The 23466-nt window shown below is 49.0% G+C and carries 24 protein-coding genes; 11 read left to right on the top strand and 13 right to left on the bottom strand.

Going from position 1 to position 23466, the window contains the following annotated elements:
- Positions 1–84 precede the first annotated feature (84 nt).
- Positions 85–1071 carry a metal-dependent hydrolase gene (locus IEX81_RS15650; protein WP_188805005.1) on the top strand — a complete coding sequence of 329 codons (987 nt, stop codon included), beginning with the start codon at positions 85–87 and terminating at the stop codon, positions 1069–1071.
- A 65-nt stretch (positions 1072–1136) separates the two neighbouring features.
- Here the strand turns inward: IEX81_RS15650 and IEX81_RS15645 are convergent, their stop codons facing one another.
- The 3 genes from IEX81_RS15645 to IEX81_RS15635 all read right to left on the bottom strand — a co-directional run bounded on the left by IEX81_RS15645 (position 1137) and on the right by IEX81_RS15635 (position 2785).
- Positions 1137–1445, bottom strand: a complete 309-nt coding sequence (locus IEX81_RS15645) for a YfhH family protein (protein WP_188805003.1) — start codon at positions 1443–1445, stop codon at positions 1137–1139.
- A 66-nt stretch (positions 1446–1511) separates the two neighbouring features.
- On the bottom strand, positions 1512–2336 hold the full coding sequence (locus tag IEX81_RS15640) for a RecX family transcriptional regulator (protein ID WP_229727651.1): 825 nt from the start codon (positions 2334–2336) through the stop codon (positions 1512–1514).
- A gap of 272 nt (positions 2337–2608) precedes the next feature.
- On the bottom strand, positions 2609–2785 hold the full coding sequence (locus IEX81_RS15635) for a hypothetical protein (protein WP_188805001.1): 177 nt from the start codon (positions 2783–2785) through the stop codon (positions 2609–2611).
- Between the two features lie 71 nt (positions 2786–2856).
- Here IEX81_RS15635 and IEX81_RS15630 point away from each other — a divergent pair, with 71 nt between their 5' ends.
- Entirely contained in the window at positions 2857–3423 is a 567-nt protein-coding gene (locus IEX81_RS15630) for a GNAT family N-acetyltransferase (RefSeq protein WP_188804999.1), read from the top strand.
- A gap of 645 nt (positions 3424–4068) precedes the next feature.
- On the opposite strand, the gene pdaA is transcribed toward IEX81_RS15630, so the two are convergent.
- The 4 genes from pdaA to IEX81_RS15610 form a co-directional block, all read right to left on the bottom strand.
- Positions 4069–4839 carry a delta-lactam-biosynthetic de-N-acetylase gene (gene pdaA, locus IEX81_RS15625; protein WP_229727655.1) on the bottom strand — a complete coding sequence of 257 codons (771 nt, stop codon included), beginning with the start codon at positions 4837–4839 and terminating at the stop codon, positions 4069–4071.
- A 52-nt stretch (positions 4840–4891) separates the two neighbouring features.
- Positions 4892–5107: an SE1561 family protein gene (locus IEX81_RS15620; RefSeq protein ID WP_229727650.1), complete on the bottom strand. Its 216-nt coding sequence runs from the start codon at positions 5105–5107 to the stop codon at positions 4892–4894.
- Between the two features lie 145 nt (positions 5108–5252).
- On the bottom strand, positions 5253–6032 hold the full coding sequence (locus IEX81_RS15615; RefSeq protein WP_188804997.1) for a YfkD family protein: 780 nt from the start codon (positions 6030–6032) through the stop codon (positions 5253–5255).
- Between the two features lie 148 nt (positions 6033–6180).
- Positions 6181–7353, bottom strand: a complete 1173-nt coding sequence (locus IEX81_RS15610) for a pyridoxal phosphate-dependent aminotransferase (protein WP_188804995.1) — start codon at positions 7351–7353, stop codon at positions 6181–6183.
- A gap of 571 nt (positions 7354–7924) precedes the next feature.
- On the opposite strand from IEX81_RS15610, the gene IEX81_RS15605 reads away from it, so the two are divergent.
- From IEX81_RS15605 to IEX81_RS15595, 3 genes are all read left to right on the top strand, one after another.
- Complete coding sequence (locus IEX81_RS15605; protein WP_188804993.1) at positions 7925–8701, top strand: carbon-nitrogen family hydrolase; 777 nt, start codon at positions 7925–7927, stop codon at positions 8699–8701.
- A gap of 185 nt (positions 8702–8886) precedes the next feature.
- A complete protein-coding gene (locus IEX81_RS15600) occupies positions 8887–10092 on the top strand; it encodes an MFS transporter (protein WP_188804991.1) in 1206 nt (401 codons plus the stop codon).
- Between the two features lie 79 nt (positions 10093–10171).
- Positions 10172–10618, top strand: coding sequence for a TlpA disulfide reductase family protein (locus tag IEX81_RS15595; RefSeq protein ID WP_188804989.1), 447 nt, complete (start codon positions 10172–10174; stop codon positions 10616–10618).
- Here the strand turns inward: IEX81_RS15595 and IEX81_RS15590 are convergent.
- The 4 genes from IEX81_RS15590 to IEX81_RS15575 all read right to left on the bottom strand — a co-directional run bounded on the left by IEX81_RS15590 (position 10603) and on the right by IEX81_RS15575 (position 13196).
- Positions 10603–11058, bottom strand: coding sequence for a VanZ family protein (locus IEX81_RS15590; RefSeq protein WP_188804987.1), 456 nt, complete (start codon positions 11056–11058; stop codon positions 10603–10605). The two genes, IEX81_RS15595 and IEX81_RS15590, sit on opposite strands and share 16 nt — an antisense overlap.
- A 91-nt stretch (positions 11059–11149) precedes the next feature.
- Positions 11150–11992: a YihY/virulence factor BrkB family protein gene (locus IEX81_RS15585; protein WP_188804985.1), complete on the bottom strand. Its 843-nt coding sequence runs from the start codon at positions 11990–11992 to the stop codon at positions 11150–11152.
- A 42-nt stretch (positions 11993–12034) separates the two neighbouring features.
- Positions 12035–12586, bottom strand: coding sequence for a hypothetical protein (locus IEX81_RS15580; RefSeq protein ID WP_229727649.1), 552 nt, complete (start codon positions 12584–12586; stop codon positions 12035–12037).
- Positions 12587–12731: 145 nt separating this feature from the next.
- A complete protein-coding gene (locus IEX81_RS15575) occupies positions 12732–13196 on the bottom strand; it encodes a low molecular weight protein-tyrosine-phosphatase (protein ID WP_188804983.1) in 465 nt (154 codons plus the stop codon).
- A gap of 258 nt (positions 13197–13454) precedes the next feature.
- On the opposite strand from IEX81_RS15575, the gene IEX81_RS15570 reads away from it, so the two are divergent.
- The 5 genes from IEX81_RS15570 (at position 13455) to IEX81_RS15550 (ending at position 20678) form a co-directional block, all read left to right on the top strand.
- Positions 13455–15245, top strand: coding sequence for a M3 family oligoendopeptidase (locus IEX81_RS15570; protein WP_188804982.1), 1791 nt, complete (start codon positions 13455–13457; stop codon positions 15243–15245).
- 404 nt (positions 15246–15649) lie between these two features.
- Complete coding sequence (locus tag IEX81_RS15565) at positions 15650–16327, top strand: VIT1/CCC1 transporter family protein (RefSeq protein ID WP_229727648.1); 678 nt, start codon at positions 15650–15652, stop codon at positions 16325–16327.
- 358 nt (positions 16328–16685) lie between these two features.
- Complete coding sequence (gene ade / locus IEX81_RS15560) at positions 16686–18389, top strand: adenine deaminase (protein WP_229727654.1); 1704 nt, start codon at positions 16686–16688, stop codon at positions 18387–18389.
- Positions 18390–18418: 29 nt separating this feature from the next.
- Positions 18419–19807 carry an RsmF rRNA methyltransferase first C-terminal domain-containing protein gene (locus IEX81_RS15555; protein ID WP_188804976.1) on the top strand — a complete coding sequence of 463 codons (1389 nt, stop codon included), beginning with the start codon at positions 18419–18421 and terminating at the stop codon, positions 19805–19807.
- A 13-nt stretch (positions 19808–19820) separates the two neighbouring features.
- On the top strand, positions 19821–20678 hold the full coding sequence (locus tag IEX81_RS15550; RefSeq protein WP_188804973.1) for a S66 peptidase family protein: 858 nt from the start codon (positions 19821–19823) through the stop codon (positions 20676–20678).
- A 755-nt stretch (positions 20679–21433) separates the two neighbouring features.
- On the opposite strand, the gene hypB is transcribed toward IEX81_RS15550, so the two are convergent.
- The gene (gene hypB, locus IEX81_RS15545; protein ID WP_188804972.1) at positions 21434–22096 is read right to left on the bottom strand and encodes a hydrogenase nickel incorporation protein HypB; all 663 of its coding nucleotides are present in this window, start codon (positions 22094–22096) and stop codon (positions 21434–21436) included.
- 146 nt (positions 22097–22242) lie between these two features.
- Here hypB and IEX81_RS15540 point away from each other — a divergent pair, with 146 nt between their 5' ends.
- Positions 22243–22677, top strand: a complete 435-nt coding sequence (locus tag IEX81_RS15540) for a DUF3842 family protein (protein WP_188804970.1) — start codon at positions 22243–22245, stop codon at positions 22675–22677.
- 73 nt (positions 22678–22750) lie between these two features.
- On the opposite strand, the gene IEX81_RS15535 is transcribed toward IEX81_RS15540, so the two are convergent.
- Positions 22751–23281, bottom strand: a complete 531-nt coding sequence (locus IEX81_RS15535; RefSeq protein ID WP_188804968.1) for a gamma carbonic anhydrase family protein — start codon at positions 23279–23281, stop codon at positions 22751–22753.
- Positions 23282–23466: the final 185 nt, after the last annotated feature.

Here is a 23466-nt window from a genome sequence, read left to right as displayed (position 1 = left end):
TAGTTCATTTTGTGTGACAATGAAAGTGTATAAGTTGTTTCTCTCTACTGTGAGTTTTTGCCATAAGGAGGGCATTTAAATTATATGGATACAGCCACTCATGTTGTGATGGGCTTTGGTTTGGCAGGTCTCGCGACTCTCGACCCGGCTGTTGCTGCAGATCCTTTGACTTTTCACGCTGTCATGCTCGGCGCCGTCGCCGGTTCGGTTATTCCGGACATTGACACGGTATTGAAATTAAAAAACAACGCCGCCTACATCCGCAATCACCGGGGGATGACCCATTCGCTTCCGGCGACAGCGCTTTGGCCGTTTATTATTGCCGCTTTTCTTTTGCCCCTTTTCCCGGGAACGGACGCCGACACCTTTCTGTTCTGGACGCTTCTTGCCGTTTCGTTTCATGTGTTTGTGGATATTTTCAACGCATACGGAACACAGGCTGCCCGCCCCTTCAGAGAAAAGTGGATCGCGCTTGGAATCATTAATATATTTGATCCATTTATTTTCAGTCTCCATCTGATGGGATTCGTGATCTGGCAGACGTCCGGCCATCCCGGTGAAACATTCGCTACCGTCTATGCGGTACTGATCGGTTATTATATTCTCCGTACCGTACAGCACCGCCGGACTGTCCGTTTTATCAAAGACCGGCTGCCTGCCCTGACAAATATTTACCTGTCGCCGACTCTGCATTGGTCGCATTATCATGTGGCCGCCGAGAGTGCAGATCACTTCTATGTTGGAAAAATTGAGGGCAGGCAGCTGAAATTGATCGATACGTTCGATCGGCGGCCGATCGACCCGGACAATGAAATTGTCCAGTCGGCAATGTGCGATAAAAACGTCCGTGCATTTCTTTCATTTTCGCCTATATACCGCTGGGAGATCCGTGAACAGAACGGGCGGTTCGTCATGCAGTTTGTTGATTTGCGTTACTTTACAAGGGGTATGTACCCTTTCACAGCAACGGTCTGGTTAAATAAAAAGCATGTTGTGGAGAGTTCCTTTACCGGCTGGGTTTACAGCGAGAAGAAACTGCGCAGAAAACTGGTGCTCGCACAGTCAAAATAATAAACAGAACTTTTTTCGGAAAGCCGGATTACCCGGCTTTCTTTTTTTATACAAATAAGGAAGCATCATTGTTTTTCCTTTTTCAGGAGGGAAATAGGGTAGGCATGCCGTTCTTCACTGTTTTCAAATGTCCCCCAGGCGAAGGTTCCTTTCATGTGATCAATTTTGAATGCACGGTCGTCGACATAATATATTTGACCCGGCCTGAAGCTTTCCGGATCCATCAAATAGGCTTTCGCCATATCAATCTTTCGTTCGTAAACCGCGAGCTCATTGATCATGCCCATCTGTTCTGCTTTCCGGGCCTTGTCTGTAAACTCGCCGATTTTCTGTGTGAGTTCATAAGGTGTCATTTCACTGAACCGTCGCTCCATATTGATCAACCTCTCTTTTCTTTTCAGGCACTTTTAATGTCTCTATGTACGGATTATGAATTTTTTTCAATCATTTATGTTTGTCCGTTTTTGTAAAAATGAAGTAATGTCGTCGGCGGGAAACCCTTTTTTATATAAGAAAGCTTTGACTTTCTGTAAAAATTCATTTCCGCTGTACTTTTTATACTTCTGCATCGCCTTCTCCGCCTGGCAGACCAGTGCGTTTTTTTCATTGTCCACCAGAAAATCGCCGATTTCACTGATTACTTGATTCGTAATTTCCCGTGAAAAGCCTCTTTGCATTAGAAGCCGGGAAAGAATCTGTTTCGCTTCAGCGGCAGACTTCGTATTCTTGACCGATGCCGTCTTCTTGGTCAAGTATTTCCGGGCATGAGCCAGCTGCTCCTCAATGGGATACAGAGACTCGGCTCCCGCCGCAATGGATTGATCAATACCGACCTGCAGCAGTTCCCGATAAATCAACTGGGGTCCCTTCGTCGACAGTTCAATTCTCGTGCGGGTGAACGCGTCGGCAAATGCCTGGTCGTCAAGTTTTTGTTCCTTATGCAGGCGCTCGAGCGCGTATTCGGTCTGACTTTCGCTGTACCCCTTCTTCTCCAGATAAACTTTCATTTCATGAGAGCTGCGCATCCGGTAGGAAAGGTAGCGGATACCGGCAAGATAAGCCTTGATTCCTTCGGCTTCCTGACGAAGAACGGCAAGACCGTGCTCCGTTAGTTGAAGCCCCTTGCGCAGTCCGTCCTGCACGAGAACATCTTCATGCACATTAAGTGTCTCAGTCCCGCCATCATCCAATTGAACATCGATTTCAAAAAAGCCGTTATTCCGGCCGGCCGTACTGATCCGGGTTATCACGGGCATCGCATTCATTCCTTCCCTCTTTATTCATTATTTTACCATATCGCTCTTTAAAAGAGGATGTTCAGAAAGCCGTGAACTAAGCTTCTTCATCAGCCCCCTGCCCTCTCTTTTTTTTCAGACTGGTCTCAGGCCGGATTTTCAGGAAAACATATGAATAGATTGTGCACACTAAGACAGCGCTGTACCGTTATTTTTAAACCGGAACGATGTCGAAAAATTATGCGGTTTTTTTACTTCCCAATCCTGACGCGCCACCTTATAATAATTCTGGTGGCCTGATCTTACACGTTCGCGAGAACGAGAAGACGGCATCTTCTAATGAGCGGCACGGGGCGAACCATGGCCAGGGTGAGATGTTTCCGTGCGGCCTGTGTCACCTGCTCCAGAAACATCCGCTCCGGTACCCTGCAAAACCACTCCCTCTTTAACAGAAAGCCTTCTCCGGCTGGCGAAACCATTCGCCCCTTATCCGATGCCGACTTTATAGGCATCCTCAGCAAGATTTTATTTTCGGGACGGAGGAATACCCATGTTAAAAAAGCGAGATCTGTCGGATTGCGGGATTCTTTTTGAACTGCTGCAGGATCCTGCAGTATTCCCCTATGTCCGCCAAAAAGCAGATTCTCTTGATACGTTTCTTTTTCTCACCAAACAGACCATTGAATCTGAAGACGCAGGCACTATGATCTCCAGAACCATTATGAACGAGTGGGGGGCACCTATCGGCACGATAACACTTTTTGACATTGAAAACGGTCACGGTTTCCTGGGCACATGGATTGGCAAACCTTATTTTGGCAAGGGCTATAATCAAAAAGCGAAAGAGGCTTTCTTTACTGAAATTTTTCTTGAACATGGCATTGAGACGGTATTTATGAAAATAAGAACAGCAAACGTTAGGTCAATAAAAGCCGCCGGGAAGCTGTCCTATGTAAGCATTGCCGATCAGCGCTTTCCCGATGTCTATCGGAAAATCAATCCCTCCGAAAAAACATACCATTTGTTTGCTGTCACAAAGGAATCATTCTTCTCCTGCAGGGAGACGATTGAACCCTTTCCCCCCGTTTCCGATCATGACACACTTAAAGAGGCTTGAAAGGGCATCTTCTATAAAACCGGGTGTGCCCGGTTTTTGTTTTGCTATAAGAGAGTATAAAAATTTTAAGGGTTATAGTATAAGCGCCGTGTCCTCGGCATGTTCGGCATTAGGCCGTCCTGACCCCTGCAACTAGGGCAACGCCCGCGTCAAAGGCTTGGTGAAGCCAAGTTTTCTAATGTCCCCTGAAAAGTTAATCGTTTGTGAATTTTATTAAAAAATAATGTCGGAAAACATTTGAGACAAAGTGGATAAAATCTACTTTTCTGAATTTGCAAGGTCAACACATTTGGAAATGTCAATAACTTTGTGGATAAGTGGATAACTCTTTTTATCCCTTGCTGCGCTTAAGGTCGAATTGTGACTGTTTTTGTAGATAATTTTTCTCTTCACTGTGGATAATGTGGATAAACGTGAATAAGTCCACTGAAATACACGCACACATTTGTCAAGGGTGTGGATAAATCTGTGGATTGTGTTACTAACTTTTTTCAACAAAAATTGATCAAAATCGCTTTATTTCTTTACAATTTACAATTACGCTTATTCTCCTAAGTGCTATTCAAGCAGCGGATCCGTGTCACAAAAAAACTCTCCGTACCATGCGGGACCGGCTCACAGTACGGAGAGAAACGATTTTTAAATTTATCGAACCTTCGGGGACACACCTTTTTCCGCCATCAGATCATCAAGGCTGCGAAAATGATAGCCCTGTTTCTTCAGATCATGAATGACGCGCGGCAGCGCTTCGGTGTTATCCCTGGAGACGGTGTGCAGCAGCAAAATTGCGCCCGGATGCATGCGCCGCATAATGTGCTGGTAGGCATATTCCGCGCCATGCTGTTCATCCCGCACCCAGTCTTTATAGGCGGCGGACCAGAAGACACTGATATAGCCCTGTTCTTTGGCCAGTTTCAGCGAGCGCTCGCTGAATGTCCCACGCGGCGGGCGCAGGTAGAGCATCTTGCTGCTGCCCGTCAGTTTTGTATACGCGTCTTTCAATTTTTGCAGTTCCTGCCTGTATTTTTCATCGCTGATCGCGGACAGATCGGGGTGGCCCCAGGAATGATTTCCGATGATGTGGCCTTCTCTGACCATTCTTTTCACAAGCTCAGGCTGGTCGGTGATATAGTGACCCGTAATAAAAAAGGTGGCAGGAACTTTTTCTTTTTTCAACGTATCCAGAATGCCAGCCGTATAGCCTGCTTCGTACCCATTGTCAAAAGTAAAGTAGATATCTTTTTTTGATGTGTCGCCGATGTAGACGCCGTTGTACTTATTTAAAAGCATCTCGTATTCCGGCTCCGTTGTCGCCGGCTGATTGTTTTTCGCCGGTTTAAAGTACCAGTCCTTTGCCTCGCTCAACAAAGGATGCCCGGCCAGTCCAATAACTGCAACGAGCATCGCCATGATCATCTTTTTCAAATAAAATCACCCTCCGGTTATAGGGTGACCGTATTCATTCATTTTATGTGTGATTCCGTCGTTTGTCCTCTGCCCAGTCATCGCGGAAACGGCGGATTTTCAATTCAAGATCCCCGATCATTCCTAATATATGATTCAAATCTTCGGGATCCGCTGTTTCATTATCCAAAGCATTGATGACATAGGACAGTAGCCTGATCCGGTTCTTTAAATAGTTCACCTGATCGGATTTTGACGAGACCGCTCTGCCCATCTTCATCCCTCCTCCTCCTGCGCCTTATAATGCTGACTCTACTTTAGCACATCCGGTGGGAAAAAAGATGGCCGGCGATCCGCTGGATTTTTGGCAGTGCTGTCTCATTTCAAGGCAAAAGCGGAGCGGTTTTCAGTCGCCGGATCCCCGCCTATTTTGCAAGATAGCGGAGCGAGACGTGGTCCTGTATCGGCATCCACGCCCCGATTCCCTGTTCGATGACATTTTTGACTTCAAGGCAGGCATTGCCTCCCTTAAGTACAAGAAAAACTTCTCCATAAGTGATCTTCCCTTTCTCATTGACTGCCGGAACATAGCCGTAAAGATGGCCGATATGTTTCGGATCCACCTGATAGGGCCGGTCGATTTTCGTTCCGCGTCCGACAACCGTTGAAAAAGAAATCGGAAGGTGCGTTTTTTTCATGGCCTTGGCCATAATTAATTGATTCACTTCTTCCTTTTTCGGCACACTTGCCGTCAGCCCCCCTTTCACTTTGGCCTCATTTTCTTGAATGTAACTGAGTTTCTGGCCTTCCGTGCTTCCCCGTGCGTCTACAGCATTATCACTGATCCTCTTGTACTCCCAGTTCACCGTCGTTTCTTTTGAGGCATAATTGAGCGGCCACTCGCCCAGGTAAATCCTTGCGGAATAAGCGATCGACCACTTTGACGGATGAAGAGACGATTCGTTGAGCAGTTTGATCAGTGTCGGATTATCGATTGCGACCTTTGATGAATTTAACAGCGATTGTGTGTGTCCGCTCGGCACAAGTTCCGATTCATCATGTGAAGGATTGGGATAGGTATTCTCCTTTGAAATATCCGCAACATACTCCGGCAATTTTGCGGGCAGCGGCCCTTTCGCCTCGGAGGCCGCTGAAAAACACAAAACAGCGGCCGCGCAGCACAGGATCGACAAGAAGTTCTTCATGCAGACAGCTCCTTTTTCTCCTTATTCTTTTCTCCCCGAAGAAAAATTATCCGCCCCGCTCCTTTGCGGGCAATCGCTTTGTTCGTAAAAAAAAGAAGCGGAACGCAAAAGATCATGCGTTCCGCCTCTGCCGTATGCCCGTTTGTTTTCAGAACAGGTGAAGTTCTCCGATCCGTTTCACGGCTTCTGTCAGCCGTTCCGGTTCAGTCAGCAGCCCCACACGGATATAATTTTCTCCCGCGCCGCCGAAGCCGATTCCCGGAGCGACGACGACGTGGGCCTCCTTAAGAATATAGTCAAAAAACGATTCGGAGGTGAAACCCTTCGGAACAGGCAGCCAGCCGAAGAAGGATCCCCGGGAAGGAACGGCTTCCCAGCCGATGTCGCGGGCCGCCGTGAAGAATGCGTTCCGGCGCGTTTCATAGCGCCGGACCAGATCACGGACACAATCCTGCGGCCCGAGCAGCGCCTTCGCGCTCGCTTCCTGAATTGCACCGAACAGACTGACATAATAGTGGTCCTGAATCAATTCGATGGCTTCGATCACGCTCCGGTTTCCAAGCGCAAAACCGACGCGCCATCCGGCCATATTATAGGTTTTCGACAGAGTGCACATCTCAATGCCGACATCTTTTGACCCCGGTGTTTGCAGAAAGCTGCGCGGCTTTTCGCCATCAAAGCCCAGTGCGCCGTATGCGAAGTCGTGCACGACGCAAATGTTGTGTTTTGCAGCTGTTTCAACCGTCTGCTCGAAAAAATCGGCGGGTGCGGTCACCGCCGTTGGATTGTTCGGATAATTGAGGAACATCAGTTTTGCCTTGTCCAGCACGGATTCAGAAATCGATCCATAATCCGGGAGGAAGGCGTTTTCTTCCCGGAGCGGCATCTTTTCCATGTGAAGATTGGCGAGCGCGAAACCGGACAAATAATCGGGATAGCCCGGATCCGGCATCAGCACCGTATCCCCGCTGTTCAGCAGGCATTCGCCGATCTCCACCAGTCCCGTCTTCGAACCGAATAAAACAGCAACTTCCGTTTTCGGATCAAGATCGACGCCGTATTCGCGCTTGTAAAAGCCCGCAATCGCCTCTTTCAGAAAATCATAACCGCGAAAGGGCGAATATTTGTGATAAAGAGGATTCTCAGCGGCCTCCTGCAGCGCTTTGACAATGTGCGGCGGCGTCGGCTGATCCGGATTGCCTTGTCCGAGATTAATCACATCCGAGCCTCTCGCTATTTCGGCGTTCGTTTTCACGACGAGATCGGCAAAGAACTGTTTCGGAAGCCGATTGAGCGCATCCGATTTCGGGTAGTAAACCATAAATTTTCACTTCCGCTTCTTATGAATTGGCCCTGTTTCAATCACTTGCAAGAACCTATATAATGAATGAGGATAACTTCCTATATTGTCGGAGAAATAAATCGATTTGTAAAGAGTATCCATATCAGAATACAGCACATTAAAACGTGAACCAAGATTCAGCGGACACCTGAAATAATAAGATACAAACCTTTGCTCAGTGATCGGATAGTGTGAAAGTTCTATGAGAACCGCACATCGAGAAGGTATGGCCCCCACAGTGAGGGGGTGATGCGCCGCTCTGGACATTTTCAGCTATGACGAGGGCGGTGTTTCCCGCGTTCTCCTCTTTCAACGCAGTTTATCGGTCGTTATGCTTGCTTTATCGGTCGTTGACACAAGTTTATCAGTCGTTTGGCTTGATTTATCGGTCATCAGCTGAGGTTTATCAGTCGTCATCTCAATTTTATCGGTCTTCGCTAATTTATCACCATATCTGCTTGGCTTCATTCAGCAGAGCGGACAAAGCTTGAACAACATAAGTCTGCTGGGCAAACGTTTCAGCTCTAAATAAATGGAAGGGGAAACATTTATGAAAATTTCATTAATTCAGTTGGACATTGCCTTTGGCGATCCGGAAAAGAATTATCTTCGCGCTGAAAATTTTATTCAGCGTGCCGTGAAAGAAAATCCCGACGTGATCATGCTGCCGGAGCTGTGGACAACAGGTTACGACCTGGCGCGGCTTTCTGGGACTGCAGACGATGGGGCGGAGCGGACAAAGCGGTTTGCCGGACAACTGGCCAAAGCGAACCGCGTCACAATCATCGCCGGATCCGTCGCCAGGCAGTCTGCTTCTCAGGTGACCAATACAATGCTTGTGATCAATCGTCAGGGTGAATGCATCAAGGAATACAGCAAAGTCCATCTCTTCCGGTTGATGAACGAAGACAAATTTCTTCAATCGGGAGATGATGACGGCCTGTTTGATCTCGACGGTGTTGCGGCGGCAGGTTTCATTTGCTATGATATCCGCTTTCCCGAGTGGATCAGAAAACATGTCCTTGCGGGTGCGCGGCTGCTGTTCGTTCCCGCGGAATGGCCGAAACCCCGTCTGGATCACTGGAGAACCCTGCTCACTTGCCGGGCGATCGAAAACCAGGCATTCGTCATTGCCTGCAACCGGGCCGGAAAAGATCCGGACAATGTTTTTGCCGGACACTCGATGATCATCAGCCCATGGGGTGAAATTCTGGCTGAAGCAGGCGAAGAGGAAACCTTGCTGACTGCCGATCTCGATCTTGCCTCCATTGTTGCCATCCGCTCGCGCATTCCCGTATTTGAGGACCGCCGGCCGGAACTCTACTGAATGAAAAAAAGCCGCAGATTTTGTGAAGCATTGGGTCTGGTGTACTGCGATCTGATTTTAAGAATCTGACCATGATTTGTTTACCATAACATTGTATAATTACTTCTGCCGGCCTTTATGGGAACATGATTCATTCTTCCGGATGATCATTGAATAATTTTTTTCAGCCGGGAAAGGATAAGATCATGACCCTTCGTTCATACAATTCTTTTCGTTTGACACTATTGATAGGCACGGTTTTTATCTGCGGCGTCGCAGAAGGAATGCTGCTGCCGCTGATCTCCGCACTGCTCGATGAGCGGGGCGTACCGCCGATCATTAACGGAATCGGGACGACTGCGCTTTACATCGGCATGCTTGCCGCCGCTCCCTTTATGGAAAAACCGATGCAGAGGTTTGGGTATAAATCTTTTCTGTTCACCGGGCTGATGCTGATCACGGTCTCACTTTTTCTTTTTCCGCTTTACATAAATCTGTGGTTCTGGTTCATCTTACGCCTGGCTGTCGGAATCGGGGACAGCATGCTCCACTTTGCCGCACAGACCTGGATCACGATTGGCAGCCCGCACGAAAAAAGGGGCAGGAATATCGCCCTTTACGGTCTGTCCTTCGGTCTTGGATTTGCTGTCGGTCCTCTGCTCGTCCGGCTGCTCGTTTTCGGCCTGCCCATTCCCTTTATCACGGGCGCGGCTGCCTGTCTTGTTTTTCTGATCCCGCTTTTATTACTCAAAAACGAATATCCCGAAACCTTGTCGCCGGACAGCCGATCTGAGGTTCGCTGGTTAAACCGCTGCGGGCAGGTTGTCTTCGCGGCCTGGTCGGGACTCGTTGCCACGTTCGGATTCGGCTTTCTTGAGGCATCCTTGAACAACAGTTTTCCCATTTTTGCTTTGAGAAACGGTTTCCGGCTTGAGGATATCTCCTCCCTGCTTCCGATGTTCGTCGCCGGCGGGCTGCTGACACAGCTTCCGATCGGCGTCATCGGCGATCGGGTCGGCCGAAAAAAACTGCTTCCGCTCTTATCACTGCTCGGGGCAGGGGCATTCGTTCTTGCCGGAGTCTTCTCATTCTCCTTTTACGGTCTCCTTTTCACCTTGTCGGCTGCAGGTATGCTGATCGGGTCGCTGTATTCGATGAGCATGAGCTACGTCAGCGACATGCTTAGCCGGTCCCTGATTCCGCTCGGGAACATCCTGATGAGCGTGTGCTATAGTTTCGGAAGTATGGCAGGGCCCGTGGCGGGAAACGTGCTGATTGGTCTCGTTCCACAGGGCGGCCTGTTTTACGGGATTTCCCTGATTCTAATCCTCGTCGCGCTCAGTTCCACCATTCACCAATCTTTGCGTGCAAACCATAACCGGATGGATCAATCCGGTTACCCGGTCGATTAACTTTTGCCTTCAGCAGGCATACAATGAAAAGGCAAAGAAGCGCCCGGAATCGGCGCTATGAATTCGGGAGGGCTGAGTGATGATTAGAAATCTGATACTTCCGGAACTGAACACGGCCACACATTGGATCAATCAAAAAATCACAAGGAATGATCTGCTCGGGAGACCTTCACTCATTCATTTCTGGTCGGTCGGCTGCCATTACTGCAGAGAGTCGATGCCCCTGCTCAATACAATCCGCGACCGATACCTCGGCCTGCTGCGTGTCGCGGCCATTCACATGCCCCTCTCCGAAGAGGAACTCAATGTCGCGGATGTTGCCGGAGCCAGCGCGCTTTATCAGATGTCTCAACCTGTTCTTATTGACAATACGCATCAGCTGGCCGATTCTTTCGGCAACCGCTATGTCCCCGCATACTACCTGTTTGATAAAGAAGGCCGGCTTATAGAGGTTCACCTCGGCGAGTTTGGCGCTCTCAGGATGAGCGATACCGTCCGCCGCCTGTTTCATCAGAATCCCGAGTAAAAAAAAGCAATCCTGCGCGCAAAGCGGCGGAAGCCGGCCAGAATAAGGCGTCCGGTCATGGCCCCGGCCACATTCAGCATGATGTCATCTACATCGAAAATGCGTGCGGCAAACAAAAACTGACAAACTTCGATCACCAGACTGAACAGAACGGCGAACAGAAGCTGCCAGCGGAAGGTCTGCTTTTTTTCGATCAGCAGCGGAAGCAGAATGCCGAGCGGAATAAATAGAGCGATATTTCCAATCACATTTTTCAAAATCAACCCGCCGTTCCCGCTCATGAGCATTAAACGGACACTGCTGAAAATCAGCAGATTACTCGACTGTCCGTAAGTGTAATAATTATGGGTGAACAAGGTGACAGACAGCAGGAAGGACAGATAACCGATGAACAGCAGCATAACAATCAGCGATTTTCTTCTGTTTTTCCGATCAGCCATGTATCAGCCCCCCTGCTTTTATGTATGAACCTGCCGGTCCCTTCATGCACCTTCCGCTTAAACACGCTCAGGTCGAAGGGAGTGCCGGTTTTTACAACCTTTTGCCGGTCCGCAGATGATGGAGGATGGCATTGATCTGCCCGCCGATAATAATTGTCATGGCAGTGATATAAAACCACAGCATAAGAATAATGATTCCGCCAAGCGTGCCATAAGTAGACGAATAGTGCCCGAAGTAGCGCACATAAAGTGAGAACCCGTAGGAGGCTGCCTGCCATCCGCTTCCGGCAATAACAGAACCGATCATAACTTCTTTCAGTTTCAGCTTCATATTGGGACCCAGGCTATAGAGAAAAGCGAAAATGAAGATAATGACGACAAAGGTTGTGAGCGAGCTGACAACCGACCACATATCGGTAAAACCATCGGTCATCCCGATTTGCCGAAAAAATTCTTGAGCCAGCGCAGCAGAAAACACGTTGACCGCCAGTGTCATGGCAATGGCAAAAATCATCGCCAGCGTCAACAGGAGCGCCTGTATCTGGATAACGAAAAAAGACCGGGTTTCTTTCACATGGTAGGCGTGATTCAGCGTCCGCATCAGCGCATTGACTGCGCTTGATGCAGCCCAAAGTGTCGCAATGATGCCGACCGAAAGCAGCCTGCCGCTTCTTGTGAATACACTGCCAAGGTTTTGCCGGATAAGGAACATGACTTCACCTGGAAGATAACGGCCGAGAAAGGGCAGCAATTCTTGCTGGGTCAATCCAAGGTAAGGAAGAACCGCAAACAAAAAAATAACAAGCGGAAATAGCGACAACAGGAAGTAATAGGCCAACGTTGCCGCTAAATCCACGGTATTGTCTTCCACGAATCTTTTACTGAGAAGTTTAATGAACAGATACATTTCTCTAAACTTCTTTTTTTCCCCCATTTCCCCATCTCCGCAAATTTCTCTGGTTCTCTTTCGGCACTTTTATTTCGAACGACTTTTGCTCATTGAACTGAAGTCATTCTTTGGCTTCGACTGCGCGGGTTTTGTGCTCTTTTCAAACGATTGTCGCGGCATGGTACCCGGATTCGGGACAGACGTTTCGTTCTCAAGCCGTTGAAGCGCGTCTTCCTCCGTGTCCACTAGCACAGGTTCCTGAAAACGTGTGATACTTTGCCCGGCGTGTCTTATTTTTTCCGCCATCTCCGTGATCTCGGCTCCAGCCTCCATAACGTACTGATAAGTGTTGGTCGTACTCGTCCGCGCCTTCTCAGCATGGTCGATCATCTGCTGGAAATCTTCCGATAATTCGCGAGCGACTCCCTTCAGGCGGGTTCCCGTCACCTGCATATACCGCCCCACCTGATTGGGGTGCCTGTAAATCGTTTGAATCAGCTTGCCGCTGCCAGAGGCTGCTGTTGACAGATTATGTCCCCAGACTGTGCGTGTCTCCCGGCTAAGCAGCGACAGAGCGCAGCCGACCATGCCCCCGATCAGCATGAACCTCCCCATTTTGCTTCTGCCATAAACACTCATCCCAGACTCTGCCTCCTTGCAGTGTGTATAATCCTTAAGGATTACTTTATTAGTCTGCACATCGTCTTTGATTAATATGAGGAAAAAAGATCGGCGGCGCCTGCTAAATAGTGGTGAAAAAATGAGAAACGTACAGCTCACAAAATCAACCGAGCAGACGGCTGAGCAGGACATCCGTCCCCCGATCGACCAGGCGGAATACCTCGTTAAAGCGGCCGGTATAATATGGGTCCGGAACATCGACGGACGGACGATCGTCCAAAAGCTGCATAAAACGAGATATCTTATGTCCGTCTTCTCTATTTGACGCCGCCATCTTTTGAAGATCCTGCTCATTGATTCTGTCCATGGCAATCATTTTGTCAAAACGCTGAAAATCCTCAGGAACGATTTGCCGGGCTCTTATTTTTTCAAAAGATATTCCCGTCTCCGTCAAGATCTTTCTTGTTCCGGGATGCGGAAGGCTGCCAAGATGCCAGTTCCCCGTTCCCGCAGAATCAACGGCGATCCGGTCACCGGCGCCTGCCTTTCTTATTTTATCGCGAAACACAGCTTCTGCCATCGGCGAGCGGCAGATATTGCCCAGACAAACAAAAAGTACACGAATCATGATTATCCCCCTCTTCCGTTTGAACCATCCAATTGATTTCATCGGCGGAAAATCACCGGATGCATGCCGGCCCTGATGAAACCGGGTGCCTGCCGCTGCTTTTTCAGGTATATTCCGCTGATACGCATTAATATCTCTATATTTTATGATAACAATAGCATCCATTTCTTTAAAGAAGAAAGCGGACGAACCGGAAAAGCGGCAAACGGAGCGGATTATGCTACAATTGGTGAAAGAATAAGAAAAGAGGAGAATATGATGCAGCAACTGAATCAGAAATGGAACATGGATCCGATTTTTCCGGGTGGAAGCGCATCGCCCGAATTCACGGCCTTTCTCGATCAGATTGAAAGCGATATCTCTATTTTTAAAACCGCTTTCAAAAACGGACCCGGGCCTCTGAAACCGGTTGATCCGGCACATTTTCAAAAAACAGTGCATATTTATGAGGAACTGTTAAAAAAGCTCGGCGAAGCCTCCGCGTTCGTGGAATGCATCACGGCACAGAATATTAAGGATGAAACGGCCCTGATACGGAGCAACCGGCTGAAGACACTTGCCGCAAGTTTTGCGGCCTGCGATGCGCTGTTTGAGGCGCAGCTGCGCCGGATTACGGACGAGGATTGGGCGGCTCTGACAGCCGGAAGCGCACTGGATGGTGTACGCTTCGCGCTTCAGGAGAAAAGGGATCTTTCCAAAAAGAAGCTTCCGCCCGAACAGGAACAGCTGATCAGCAGCCTGGCGGTCGACGGTTATCATGCCTGGGGCAGCTTTTATTATACGCTTGTCGGAAAAATAAAAATCCCGTTCAATCATCCCGAAAAAGGATCGGAGTTATTATCGGTCAGCCAGGCCAATAATCTTCTGGACGATCCCGACCGCGCCGTACGAAAAGCCGCATTTGAATCTCTGGAGACGGCATGGTCCGACAATGCCGGCCTATTTGCGGAAACCCTAAACCGTGTCGCGGGCTTCCGACTCTCCGTATATGAAGCGCGCGGATGGTATGATTTTCTCGATGAACCGCTGGATTATAACCGGATGTCGCGGAAAACGCTGGACACCATGTGGAAGACCATTGACGAATACAAACCAGTCCTTGTTAAATTTCTGAACCGCAAAGCAAGGATGCTCGGACTGCAAAAATTGGCCTGGTTTGATGTGGACGCGCCGCTTTCAAGAGACAGTAAGAAAATCTCCTATGATGAAGCCGGCGACTTTGTCGTCAACCATTTCAGGACCTTTAATCCTAAGATGGCCGATTTTGCGGCTCAGGCACTGGAGAATCGCTGGATTGAAGCGGAAAATCGTCCGGACAAGCGGCCCGGCGGGTTCTGTACCAGTTTTCCGCTCAGCGGACAATCACGTATTTTCATGACATTCAGCGGAACAGCGACCAATACATCGACGATCGCCCATGAACTCGGACACGCCTACCATCAGTCGGTCATGAGCGGGCTGCCTTTTTTATCCCAGCAATATGCGATGAATGTCGCTGAAACGGCCTCGACTTTTTCCGAGATGATCGTCAGCGACGCCGCCGAATCCGCTGCACGGACACGTGAGGAAAAAATCGCACATCTCGGCAGCAAGCTGGAACGCTGCGTAGCCCTGCTGATGAACATCCACGCCCGCTTTCTGTTCGAAACCCGGTTTTATGAGGAACGAAAGGGCGGCACCGTCAGTGTCGACCGGCTGAATCAGCTAATGAAGGAAGCCCAGAAAGAAGCCTATCTCGATGCGCTCGACACGTATCATCCGACGTTCTGGGCATCCAAACTTCACTTTTATATTACGGACTGGCCCTTTTATAATTTTCCTTACACATTCGGGTTCCTGTTCAGTACCGGCATCTATGTCCGCGCGCTGAAAGAAGGAACGTCATTTGCCGGAAAATATGACGCGCTGCTTCGCGACACCGGCAGAATGACGACCGAACAACTCGCGGAAAAACACCTGAACGCCGACCTGAACGCTCCGGACTTCTGGCGCTCAGCCCTAGATTACTGCGTCCGCGACGTTGATAATTTTCTGGCCCTTACAGATTGAGTCCGGTGATCGCTGTACCGATATCACAGCAAGGCTTTTGATCGCCGATTACAAATTGCACAAGATTTCAGCACGGCATCTTTAGAGGCGGCATGGCTCTATTCCCTGGCAACGGGCAATGAGTCGAACGGTCATATTTAATGATGGACAGTGGAGTCATTTTCCTATAGAATAGACAAAGTAAAATAATATTAATTATAATTTGATTACTCATGCTGGCATCCAAATGGATGGCAGCATGAACCTTTTCAGGGGTCATGAAGATGATTTTTATTCTCAATTACATCAATCTATTTTCAATCGATCCAAAGATTTTTTATTTTCTCCGATTTCACCCCGAGAAACCGGATTTGTCGCCTGTTAAGCAATACTAATACTTATTGTAGAAGAAAGAGGTTATGAACATGCCCCAAAAAGAAAACAAGATGAATCAGAAGCTGAACATTCTGCGCGCGGGTGTTCTGGGCGCAAATGACGGAATCGTTTCCACTGCGGGAATTGTTATCGGCGTCGCCGGTGCAACATCGAACACGGCAACGATTCTTATTTCCGGGCTCGCCGGGCTCGTCTCAGGCGCACTGGCCATGGGAGGAGGAGAGTACGTTTCTGTAAGTACTCAAAAAGATACGGAAAAAGCGATTATTGAAGAAGAAAAAATCCAGCACAGAGACAATTATGAAGAAGAAGTTGATGAACTGGCACAAATATACAGGGAGAATGGATTATCGGAGGAACTCTCAAAGAAAGTGGCCGTTGAATTAATGAAAAAGGATTCGATTGCCGCACACGCTTCCGCGGAATTAGGCGTCAATCCTGATGAATATGTCAATCCTTGGTATGCCGCATTTTCATCCATGATATCTTTTTCAATCGGAGCGGTTTTGCCCCTCTTGTCCATCGTTCTCCTGCCCGTATCCATTCGTGTGACCTTCACCGTCGTCGCCGTCCTGCTCGCCCTTGCCTTAACCGGGTACGTGAGCGCGTATCTGGGAGGCGCTTTGAAACGTCCGGCAGTCATCAGGACCATGATCGTCGGTGTGTTGACCATGGTCATTACTTATACGGTCGGTCATATGATATGATCAATGAATGAGTTGTCCGCGACTTGTGAAAACTTCTCTTGACCTTGTCAGATCAAGCCGTTTCAGGTTTGTTTTTAAAAGTGATAATAAAAAGCTGGTTCCGAAGAGGCCGTTCTCATTTGAGAATCCGCCTCTTTTATTCTACCTGACCGGAATACATACCAAGGAAACGTTCGCCGTCAATCACTTTGGCTGGTGTCAATAGGTAAACGGGATGTTCGTCTGATGACGTTTGATGAAAATCAGTTATAATGTTCTATATATATCGAGCGGGAGCCGCGGCCCACGCGGTTCAAACAGGATTGATCAGAGAGGGGAATGGATTTTGATTTCAGAGAGAGACAGCTTTATCAATCGCATGATGTCGGCGGGGAAAAAAGAACCTGCGGATATCGTGATTAAGAATGGCAGAATCGTCGATGTATTCAGTGGGGAACTGCTGGAAACGAATGTCGCCATTACGGATGGTTTCATTGTCGGACTGGGAAATTATGAAGGACGGGAAACGATTAATGCACATGGCAAAGTAGTCAGTCCCGCCCTGATCGACGGACACGTGCATATCGAGTCGTCGATGCTGACACCGGGCGCTTTTGCAGGTGTCCTTGCCGCGCATGGTGTCACGGCGGCCGTAACCGATCCTCATGAAATCGCCAATGTACTCGGCGCGGGCGGTATCCGTTTTATGCTCGAACGTGCCGCCCAAGCCGCCATCGACATTTACGTCATGCTGCCGTCTTCGGTTCCGGCCACTTCTTTCGAACACAACGGCGCGACGCTCCATGCCGAAGATCTGGAACCTTTTTTTCAGTACGAACGTGTGCTCGGACTTGCCGAGGTTATGGACTTTCCGGCGGTTCTGAACTGTGATCCGCTAATGGTGGATAAACTGCTGATGACGGCGAAACATTCGTGGAGGATCGACGGGCATGCCGCCGGGCTGGATGCAGATGGCGTGAATGTTTACAAAACCGCTGGAATCCGAACCGACCACGAATGTGTAAATCCGGAAGAAGCAAAAGAAAGGCTGTCGCGCGGCCTTTACGTGATGATCCGTCAGGGCACAGTCGCCCAGGATCTGCCGCAGCTGATCGGGCTGGTCAATGAAAACAACAGTCGGCGTTTCCTTTTCTGTACCGATGACAAATATCCCGATGACCTGATTGATGAAGGCAGCGTGGATCACAACGTCAGGCTCGCCATCAGAAGCGGCATCGATCCTGTCTCATCGATCCGCATGGCCTCGCTCAATGCCGCCGAATGCTTCGGGTTGCGGACAAAGGGTGCGATCGCACCGGGTTATGAGGCCAATTTTCTCCTGCTGGATGACTTGGAAACATTTTCCATTAGCAAGGTCTACAATCACGGAAAACTCGTTTCGGAAAATGGAAAACCGATTGTATACGATAAAGCGGCGTCTGCAAAAGCCGCGGAACATCCGCTTGTTCTGCCGCCTCTTTCGTCCGGGCGTTTGTCTATAGCCATCGGCCCTTCGCAAAAAGCGAACGTGATTGAGATCATCCCCAACAGCTTGGTAACCCGCCGCACGGTTGAAAAAGTTCCGATTGAAAACGGCTGTTTTTCTTTCGCAGAAGGCAAAGATTTTCTGAAACTCGCCGTGATTGAACGTCATAAAGGACTCGGCACGATCGGCCTGGCCATTGTCAGCGGGTTCGGGTTAAAATCAGGGGCAATCGCCACGACTGTCGCCCATGACTCGCACAACCTTGTGGTGACAGGCTGCAGCGACGAGGATATGATCGCTGCGGCCGAAAGGCTGAAAGAACTTCAAGGCGGCATGGTCGTCATTAATCACGGCAAGGTGGTGGCGGAGCTTCCCCTGCCGATTGCCGGTTTGATGACGGATGATCCCGCAAGGAAAGTCGCCGCCAAACTGAGGGATCTCAGAGACGCCGCGACAGCGCTTGGAGCGTCAGAAACGTTCAATCCATTTCTGACCTTGTCCTTTTTAAGCCTTCCGGTCATCCCTGATTTGAAACTGACCGACACCGGACTGTTTGATGTCCGTTCGTTCAGCCACATTCCCGTTGCGGCCGATTAAGGTACAGATTGTTAAGGAGGTTTTACTTTTTGTCACTGCCCGAAGCTTTTATTAAAAAAATGACCCATCTAATGGGCGAAAAGGAATCGGCAGCTTTTTTCCGAACGTATCAGGAACAGCGTGCATTCGGCCTGCGAGCAAATCCTCTGAAAATAACGCCGGGGGTTTGGGCAAAACGATCCGGTTTTCACCTGAAACCCGTCTCCTTCTGCCCGTCCGGCTTTTACTATGAAGAAGCAGACGAGCCGGGAAAACATCCGTTCCATCAGGCCGGTCTTTACTATATTCAGGAACCGAGCGCCATGTTTGTTGCGGAACAGATCGGAGCACTGCCGGGAGAAAAGGTGCTTGATCTATGCGCCGCTCCGGGAGGAAAATCGACTCAGATCGCGGCAGCCATGGACAATAAAGGACTGCTTGTGACCAATGAAATTTATCCGAAAAGAGCGAGAGCATTATCGGAAAATATTGAGCGCATGGGGATTACCAATGCACTCGTCACGAACGAAACTCCCGAAAGACTGGCCGATTATTTCCCGGGCTATTTCGACAAAATACTTGTTGATGCGCCTTGTTCGGGAGAAGGCATGTTCCGTAAAGACCCGGAGGCCGCAGAATATTGGAGCACCGGCCATGTCCGGGAGTGCGCGGCGCTTCAGTCAAAAATTCTTGACCAAGCGTACCGGATGCTCGGTGCGGGCGGGATTCTCGTCTATTCAACCTGCACGTTTTCACCTGAAGAGGATGAACAGATGATCGACAGCCTGCTAACAAAGTATCCTGACCTGGAACTCCTGCCTATTGAGAAAACAGGCGGGATTGAAGATGGAAGGACGGAATGGACGGAATCGGAAAATCCGGTAATCAGCCGGACAGCCCGCCTCTGGCCGCATCGTCTGTCCGGAGAAGGCCACTTTGTAGCAAAACTGCAGAAATACGGAGACCGTACGGCACAAAAAGCCAGACCTGCAAAATCCGCCAAAGAAGTATTGTTAAAAGATTATCGGTTGTTCGAGAATGAGGTGCTTGCCGAAAAGATGAAGGGAAACTTCTTCTTTGCGGGAAATCATCTTTTTCTGCTTCCCGGCAGTTGTCCGGATTTTACCGGACTGAAAGTGATCCGCGCGGGACTGCATCTCGGCGAACAGAAGAAGAACCGATTTGAGCCGAACCATGCGCTCGCACTGGCTCTGCCCGGTCAAGCTTTTCGATCGACATTTGCCATAACTTTTGAAGACGGGGACTGGGAAACATACTTGCGCGGAGAAACACTGCCCGCACCCGCGAAGATCAAGGGATGGTCGGCCGTGGTGATTGACGGCTTTCCGCTCGGCTGGGGAAAAGCTGCCGGCGGTATTTTAAAAAACTACTATCCGAAAGGATTGCGGCGCAGGGCGCTGAAGCACGAAAACAGATAAGGAGCGACCTTTCATGACAGTGTTGCGGAGGGGAGACTCTGTCGGCCTGATATCCTGTTCGGACGGACTTCGGCCGGAAGAGAATGCAAAAATTGAAAAGATTGAACGGGTACTCGCCGCAGCCGGACTGCAGACAAGAAGAGCGAAAACCATTTTTCGGAGGGAAGGAACGCTCTTCAGCGGAACACCCGAGGAACGGGCTTCGGAACTCATGCGCCTTTTTATTGACGATGCGGTTGAAGCGATTTTCGACATTTCAGGCGGCGACAGTGCCAACCAGATCCTGCCCTATCTGGATTTTGGCCGCATCCGCCGGGCAGATACGCCATTTGTCGGCATCAGCGACTTATCCGTTATTAATAACGCCCTGTACGCACGGAGCGGGTTAACCGCCTTTCACTACCGGATTAAAAATCTGGCTGGGCCCTTTGCCGAGCAGCAAAAGCAGATTTTCATCGAAAATTTTATGGAACCCATTCCTTCCCCGGCTTTTGATTATCGCCAGCTGCGCGGCAACGGGATGACGGGCATAACGATCGGCGGCAATATCCGCTGCTTTCTAAAGCTGGCCGGCACAGACTATTTTCCCGATCCCGCGGGCAAAATTATATTTCTCGAAGCGCTCGGCGGCGGTCCCGCGCGCATGGCTTCACTCCTCGCCCAACTGGATCAGCTCTCCGTCTTCAATTCATGCGGCGGAGTCCTTCTCGGGACATTCACCGCCATGCAGGCTGAACAACAGGCACCATCTATCGAACAGCTTGTGCTGGATATAACGGAAAAATATGGGCTTCCGGTGGTCAAAACCGAACAACTCGGTCATGGCGAAGATGCCCGCTGCCTGCCGATTGGCAAAATGATTTCATTATAAGAACAACTTTGCACAAAAAAAACCGTGAAAACTGATTCTCTTTTTGGAACAAGAATCAGCCTTCACGGCTTACATTTATATCCGATTGTCCGGCCATAAATTCGGAATGGACCATTCAAGAGACGATCAAACATGAAACAGATGAACTTTTTTCATATTTATGCCGACCCATAACGTCAATTTGAATTTTGGTTCGACTTTCGCGTAATTCGGTTCGACTTCTGTTTTTCGGTTCAACTTTCATTTGATTCGGCTCGACTTTTTGATGTTTCGGTTCAACTTTCGCGTAATTCGGTTCGACTTCTGTTTTTCGGTTCGACTTTCATTTGATTCGGTCCGACTTTTTGATGTTTCGGTTCAACTTTCATTTGATTCGGCTCGACTTCTGTTTTTTGGTTCGACTTTTGTTTGATTCGGCTTAACTTTTCGATGTTTCGGTTCAACTTTCGCTTAATTCGGCTCGACTTCTGTTTTTTGGTTCGACTTTCATTTGATTCGGTCCGACTTTTTGATGTTTCGGTTCAACTTTCGTTTGATTCGGCTCGACTTCTGTTTTTTGGTTCGACTTTCATTTGATTCGGTCTGACTTTTTGATGTTTCGGTTCAACTTCCTATTGATTCGGTTCAACTTTTCTGATTTAAAAAAACATCCGCCGTTTCAATCAGCTTTTTTAACAAATGGATTATCCTTGATCCTGTACGGACCACGTGGGATCAGGCACAGTCAATAAGAGGCCCGTCTGTATTAGTCTTTTTCAATCCTCCAGCTTCATGCCGATTCTTTCTTCAATTTCCCTGTAGAGAGAATCAATACCGTCATCTGCCTGGCAGGAAGTTCGGTAAATTTTCGCCTCACCGTTCAAAGTGCGGACGTCCTCTTCCACCTGCCGGTCATCAAAATCAAAGAAACGCATCATGTCGAACTTATTCAAGACAACGAGATCAGCTTTGGAAAAAAGCAGAGGATATTTCACGACTTTATCATCGCCTTCAGGAATGCTGACCATTGCTAGTTTGACGTCCTCGCCGACCTCAAACTCCGCCGGACAGACCAAGTTGCCGACATTTTCAATAAAAAGCACGTCGATATCGTCAAGATCAAAATAACCGAGCATTTTCTTCATCGACAACGCTTCGATGTGACAGGCGCCGTTTGTGTTCAGCTGAACGACAGGTACACCCAGGCCATCTAATTTCTCGGCATCGATCTGGCCGGCAATATCGCCTTCGATCACAGCCGCATGATAGCGCGGTTGCAGCTTTTCAATCAGTTTAATGATCAGGCTCGTTTTTCCGGCACCGGGAGCTGACATGACATTGATCGCAAATATTTTTTTCTCACTTAAGATATCTCGGACTTCGTTGCTGCAATCTTCATTCCATTCCAGTAATTGCTTAACCACTTTGATTGTGTTCATACTTCTATACCCCCGGTACTTCTAAGGATTCTCTCGTTAATTACACTTTTTTCAGGAATTAAGCTAGTTTCTATTATATAATAATTATTTGTAATCAGCTTAGAAAATTATGACGCTTTTATGCACAGGGAGGCGAGTATCAGATCATGAAAATAGCCGTACTGGACGGACAGGGCGCGGGGCTCGGACAAACCATTATAAAAAAATTGCGTCAAGCTTTTCCGCATGGTCTGTACATCGTCGCATTGGGGACGAATACTTTTGCCACAACGAAAATGGTCCGCGCGGGTTCGGACATCGGCATCAGCGGGGAGAAGGGCTTCTATTCATTTTGCAGGCGCGAATCGGTCGACTGCATCATCGCTCCGATCGGCATCATCCAGCCCGGTTCCATTCAGGGTGAAATTACAGAGAACATGGTCCGTGCCTTTTCAAATCTTACATGCAAAAAATTTCTGCTCCCCCTGCATCATCCGAACATCAGCATCCCCTGTACCTCGGACGTGCCCATCAAAGATTATATTGACGCTATCTTGAAAGATCTCAGCTTTCAGATGCAGCGCCGTCATTACCGGCAATGATTAGGCACGCGCAAATGCTGATTGCTCGTCTCTGAGTAATCTGTTTTACCCTGACCGGAAAAACCGCAATTTTTTACTTCCCTACAGGATTCTGATTGATTCCCATCCCGATGTAGCGTTTCGCCTGCTCCATATAATGCTCCGCATCATATTTCAGGTAAGCAGCATTTTCGTTGGTCAGCTTGCGCCGCTCTTTGGCCGGCACCCCGGCAACAAGCGTGCCTGCTTCAACAATCTGGTGCTCGAGGACAAGGGCTCCGGCGGCGACAAGCGCACCTTTCTTAATCACTGCGCCATTCAGAATCGTCGCGCCCATACCGATCAGAGCGCCGTCTTCGACCGTGCAGCCGTGCAGCGTGACATTGTGGCCGACCGTCACGTTGCGGCCCACTTTAACCGGGTCATTTGCATCGGTATGAACAACGGTACCATCCTGAATATTTGATCCTTCGCCGATGAAAATGCCTGCCTCGTCGCCTCTCAGGACCGCGTTGAACCAGACCGATGACCCTGCCGCAAGCTCTACCTGACCGATCACCTGCGCGCCGGGTGCCACGAAGGCATCGGGATCCATTTTCGGAAACTGCTTGCCGTAACGATACATCCTTATCCCTCCTTTTCTGTTAACGTTTTCATCATAATCTATGTTTATAAAATGGTCTATTATTAAGCTGTAGATTTCTTTCCGTTTGGTCGGCTAATGTTCAGAGCTCCGGCGTAAAACTATGTGTAAAATGTTTCTCGGTGGATGAATCAGGCTAGGCGGCGTTGGGGGGAGCGGCGTGCCGC

It is taken from the genome of Sporolactobacillus putidus (assembly GCF_014647035.1).
In the GTDB taxonomy this organism is placed as follows: Bacteria; Bacillota; Bacilli; order Bacillales; family Sporolactobacillaceae; genus Sporolactobacillus; species Sporolactobacillus putidus.
The sequence above is the reverse complement of the archived record's forward strand: the minus strand, read 5'-3'. Positions and strand labels throughout refer to the sequence as shown.

What these genes read in the sequence shown, in the direction of transcription:
- IEX81_RS15650 (WP_188805005.1), top strand. Translation starts at nt 85, where the DNA reads ATGGATACAGCCACTCATGTTGTGATGGGCTTTGGTTTGGCAGGTCTC.
- IEX81_RS15645 (WP_188805003.1), bottom strand. Translation starts at nt 1,445, where the DNA reads ATGGAGCGACGGTTCAGTGAAATGACACCTTATGAACTCACACAGAAA.
- IEX81_RS15640 (WP_229727651.1), bottom strand. Translation starts at nt 2,336, where the DNA reads ATGAATGCGATGCCCGTGATAACCCGGATCAGTACGGCCGGCCGGAAT.
- IEX81_RS15635 (WP_188805001.1), bottom strand. Translation starts at nt 2,785, where the DNA reads ATGGTTTCGCCAGCCGGAGAAGGCTTTCTGTTAAAGAGGGAGTGGTTT.
- IEX81_RS15630 (WP_188804999.1), top strand. Translation starts at nt 2,857, where the DNA reads ATGTTAAAAAAGCGAGATCTGTCGGATTGCGGGATTCTTTTTGAACTG.
- pdaA (WP_229727655.1), bottom strand. Translation starts at nt 4,839, where the DNA reads ATGATCATGGCGATGCTCGTTGCAGTTATTGGACTGGCCGGGCATCCT.
- IEX81_RS15620 (WP_229727650.1), bottom strand. Translation starts at nt 5,107, where the DNA reads ATGAAGATGGGCAGAGCGGTCTCGTCAAAATCCGATCAGGTGAACTAT.
- IEX81_RS15615 (WP_188804997.1), bottom strand. Translation starts at nt 6,032, where the DNA reads ATGAAGAACTTCTTGTCGATCCTGTGCTGCGCGGCCGCTGTTTTGTGT.
- IEX81_RS15610 (WP_188804995.1), bottom strand. Translation starts at nt 7,353, where the DNA reads ATGGTTTACTACCCGAAATCGGATGCGCTCAATCGGCTTCCGAAACAG.
- IEX81_RS15605 (WP_188804993.1), top strand. Translation starts at nt 7,925, where the DNA reads ATGAAAATTTCATTAATTCAGTTGGACATTGCCTTTGGCGATCCGGAA.
- IEX81_RS15600 (WP_188804991.1), top strand. Translation starts at nt 8,887, where the DNA reads ATGACCCTTCGTTCATACAATTCTTTTCGTTTGACACTATTGATAGGC.
- IEX81_RS15595 (WP_188804989.1), top strand. Translation starts at nt 10,172, where the DNA reads ATGATTAGAAATCTGATACTTCCGGAACTGAACACGGCCACACATTGG.
- IEX81_RS15590 (WP_188804987.1), bottom strand. Translation starts at nt 11,058, where the DNA reads ATGGCTGATCGGAAAAACAGAAGAAAATCGCTGATTGTTATGCTGCTG.
- IEX81_RS15585 (WP_188804985.1), bottom strand. Translation starts at nt 11,992, where the DNA reads ATGGGGGAAAAAAAGAAGTTTAGAGAAATGTATCTGTTCATTAAACTT.
- IEX81_RS15580 (WP_229727649.1), bottom strand. Translation starts at nt 12,586, where the DNA reads ATGAGTGTTTATGGCAGAAGCAAAATGGGGAGGTTCATGCTGATCGGG.
- IEX81_RS15575 (WP_188804983.1), bottom strand. Translation starts at nt 13,196, where the DNA reads ATGATTCGTGTACTTTTTGTTTGTCTGGGCAATATCTGCCGCTCGCCG.
- IEX81_RS15570 (WP_188804982.1), top strand. Translation starts at nt 13,455, where the DNA reads ATGCAGCAACTGAATCAGAAATGGAACATGGATCCGATTTTTCCGGGT.
- IEX81_RS15565 (WP_229727648.1), top strand. Translation starts at nt 15,650, where the DNA reads ATGCCCCAAAAAGAAAACAAGATGAATCAGAAGCTGAACATTCTGCGC.
- ade (WP_229727654.1), top strand. Translation starts at nt 16,686, where the DNA reads ATGATGTCGGCGGGGAAAAAAGAACCTGCGGATATCGTGATTAAGAAT.
- IEX81_RS15550 (WP_188804973.1), top strand. Translation starts at nt 19,821, where the DNA reads ATGACAGTGTTGCGGAGGGGAGACTCTGTCGGCCTGATATCCTGTTCG.
- hypB (WP_188804972.1), bottom strand. Translation starts at nt 22,096, where the DNA reads ATGAACACAATCAAAGTGGTTAAGCAATTACTGGAATGGAATGAAGAT.
- IEX81_RS15540 (WP_188804970.1), top strand. Translation starts at nt 22,243, where the DNA reads ATGAAAATAGCCGTACTGGACGGACAGGGCGCGGGGCTCGGACAAACC.
- IEX81_RS15535 (WP_188804968.1), bottom strand. Translation starts at nt 23,281, where the DNA reads ATGTATCGTTACGGCAAGCAGTTTCCGAAAATGGATCCCGATGCCTTC.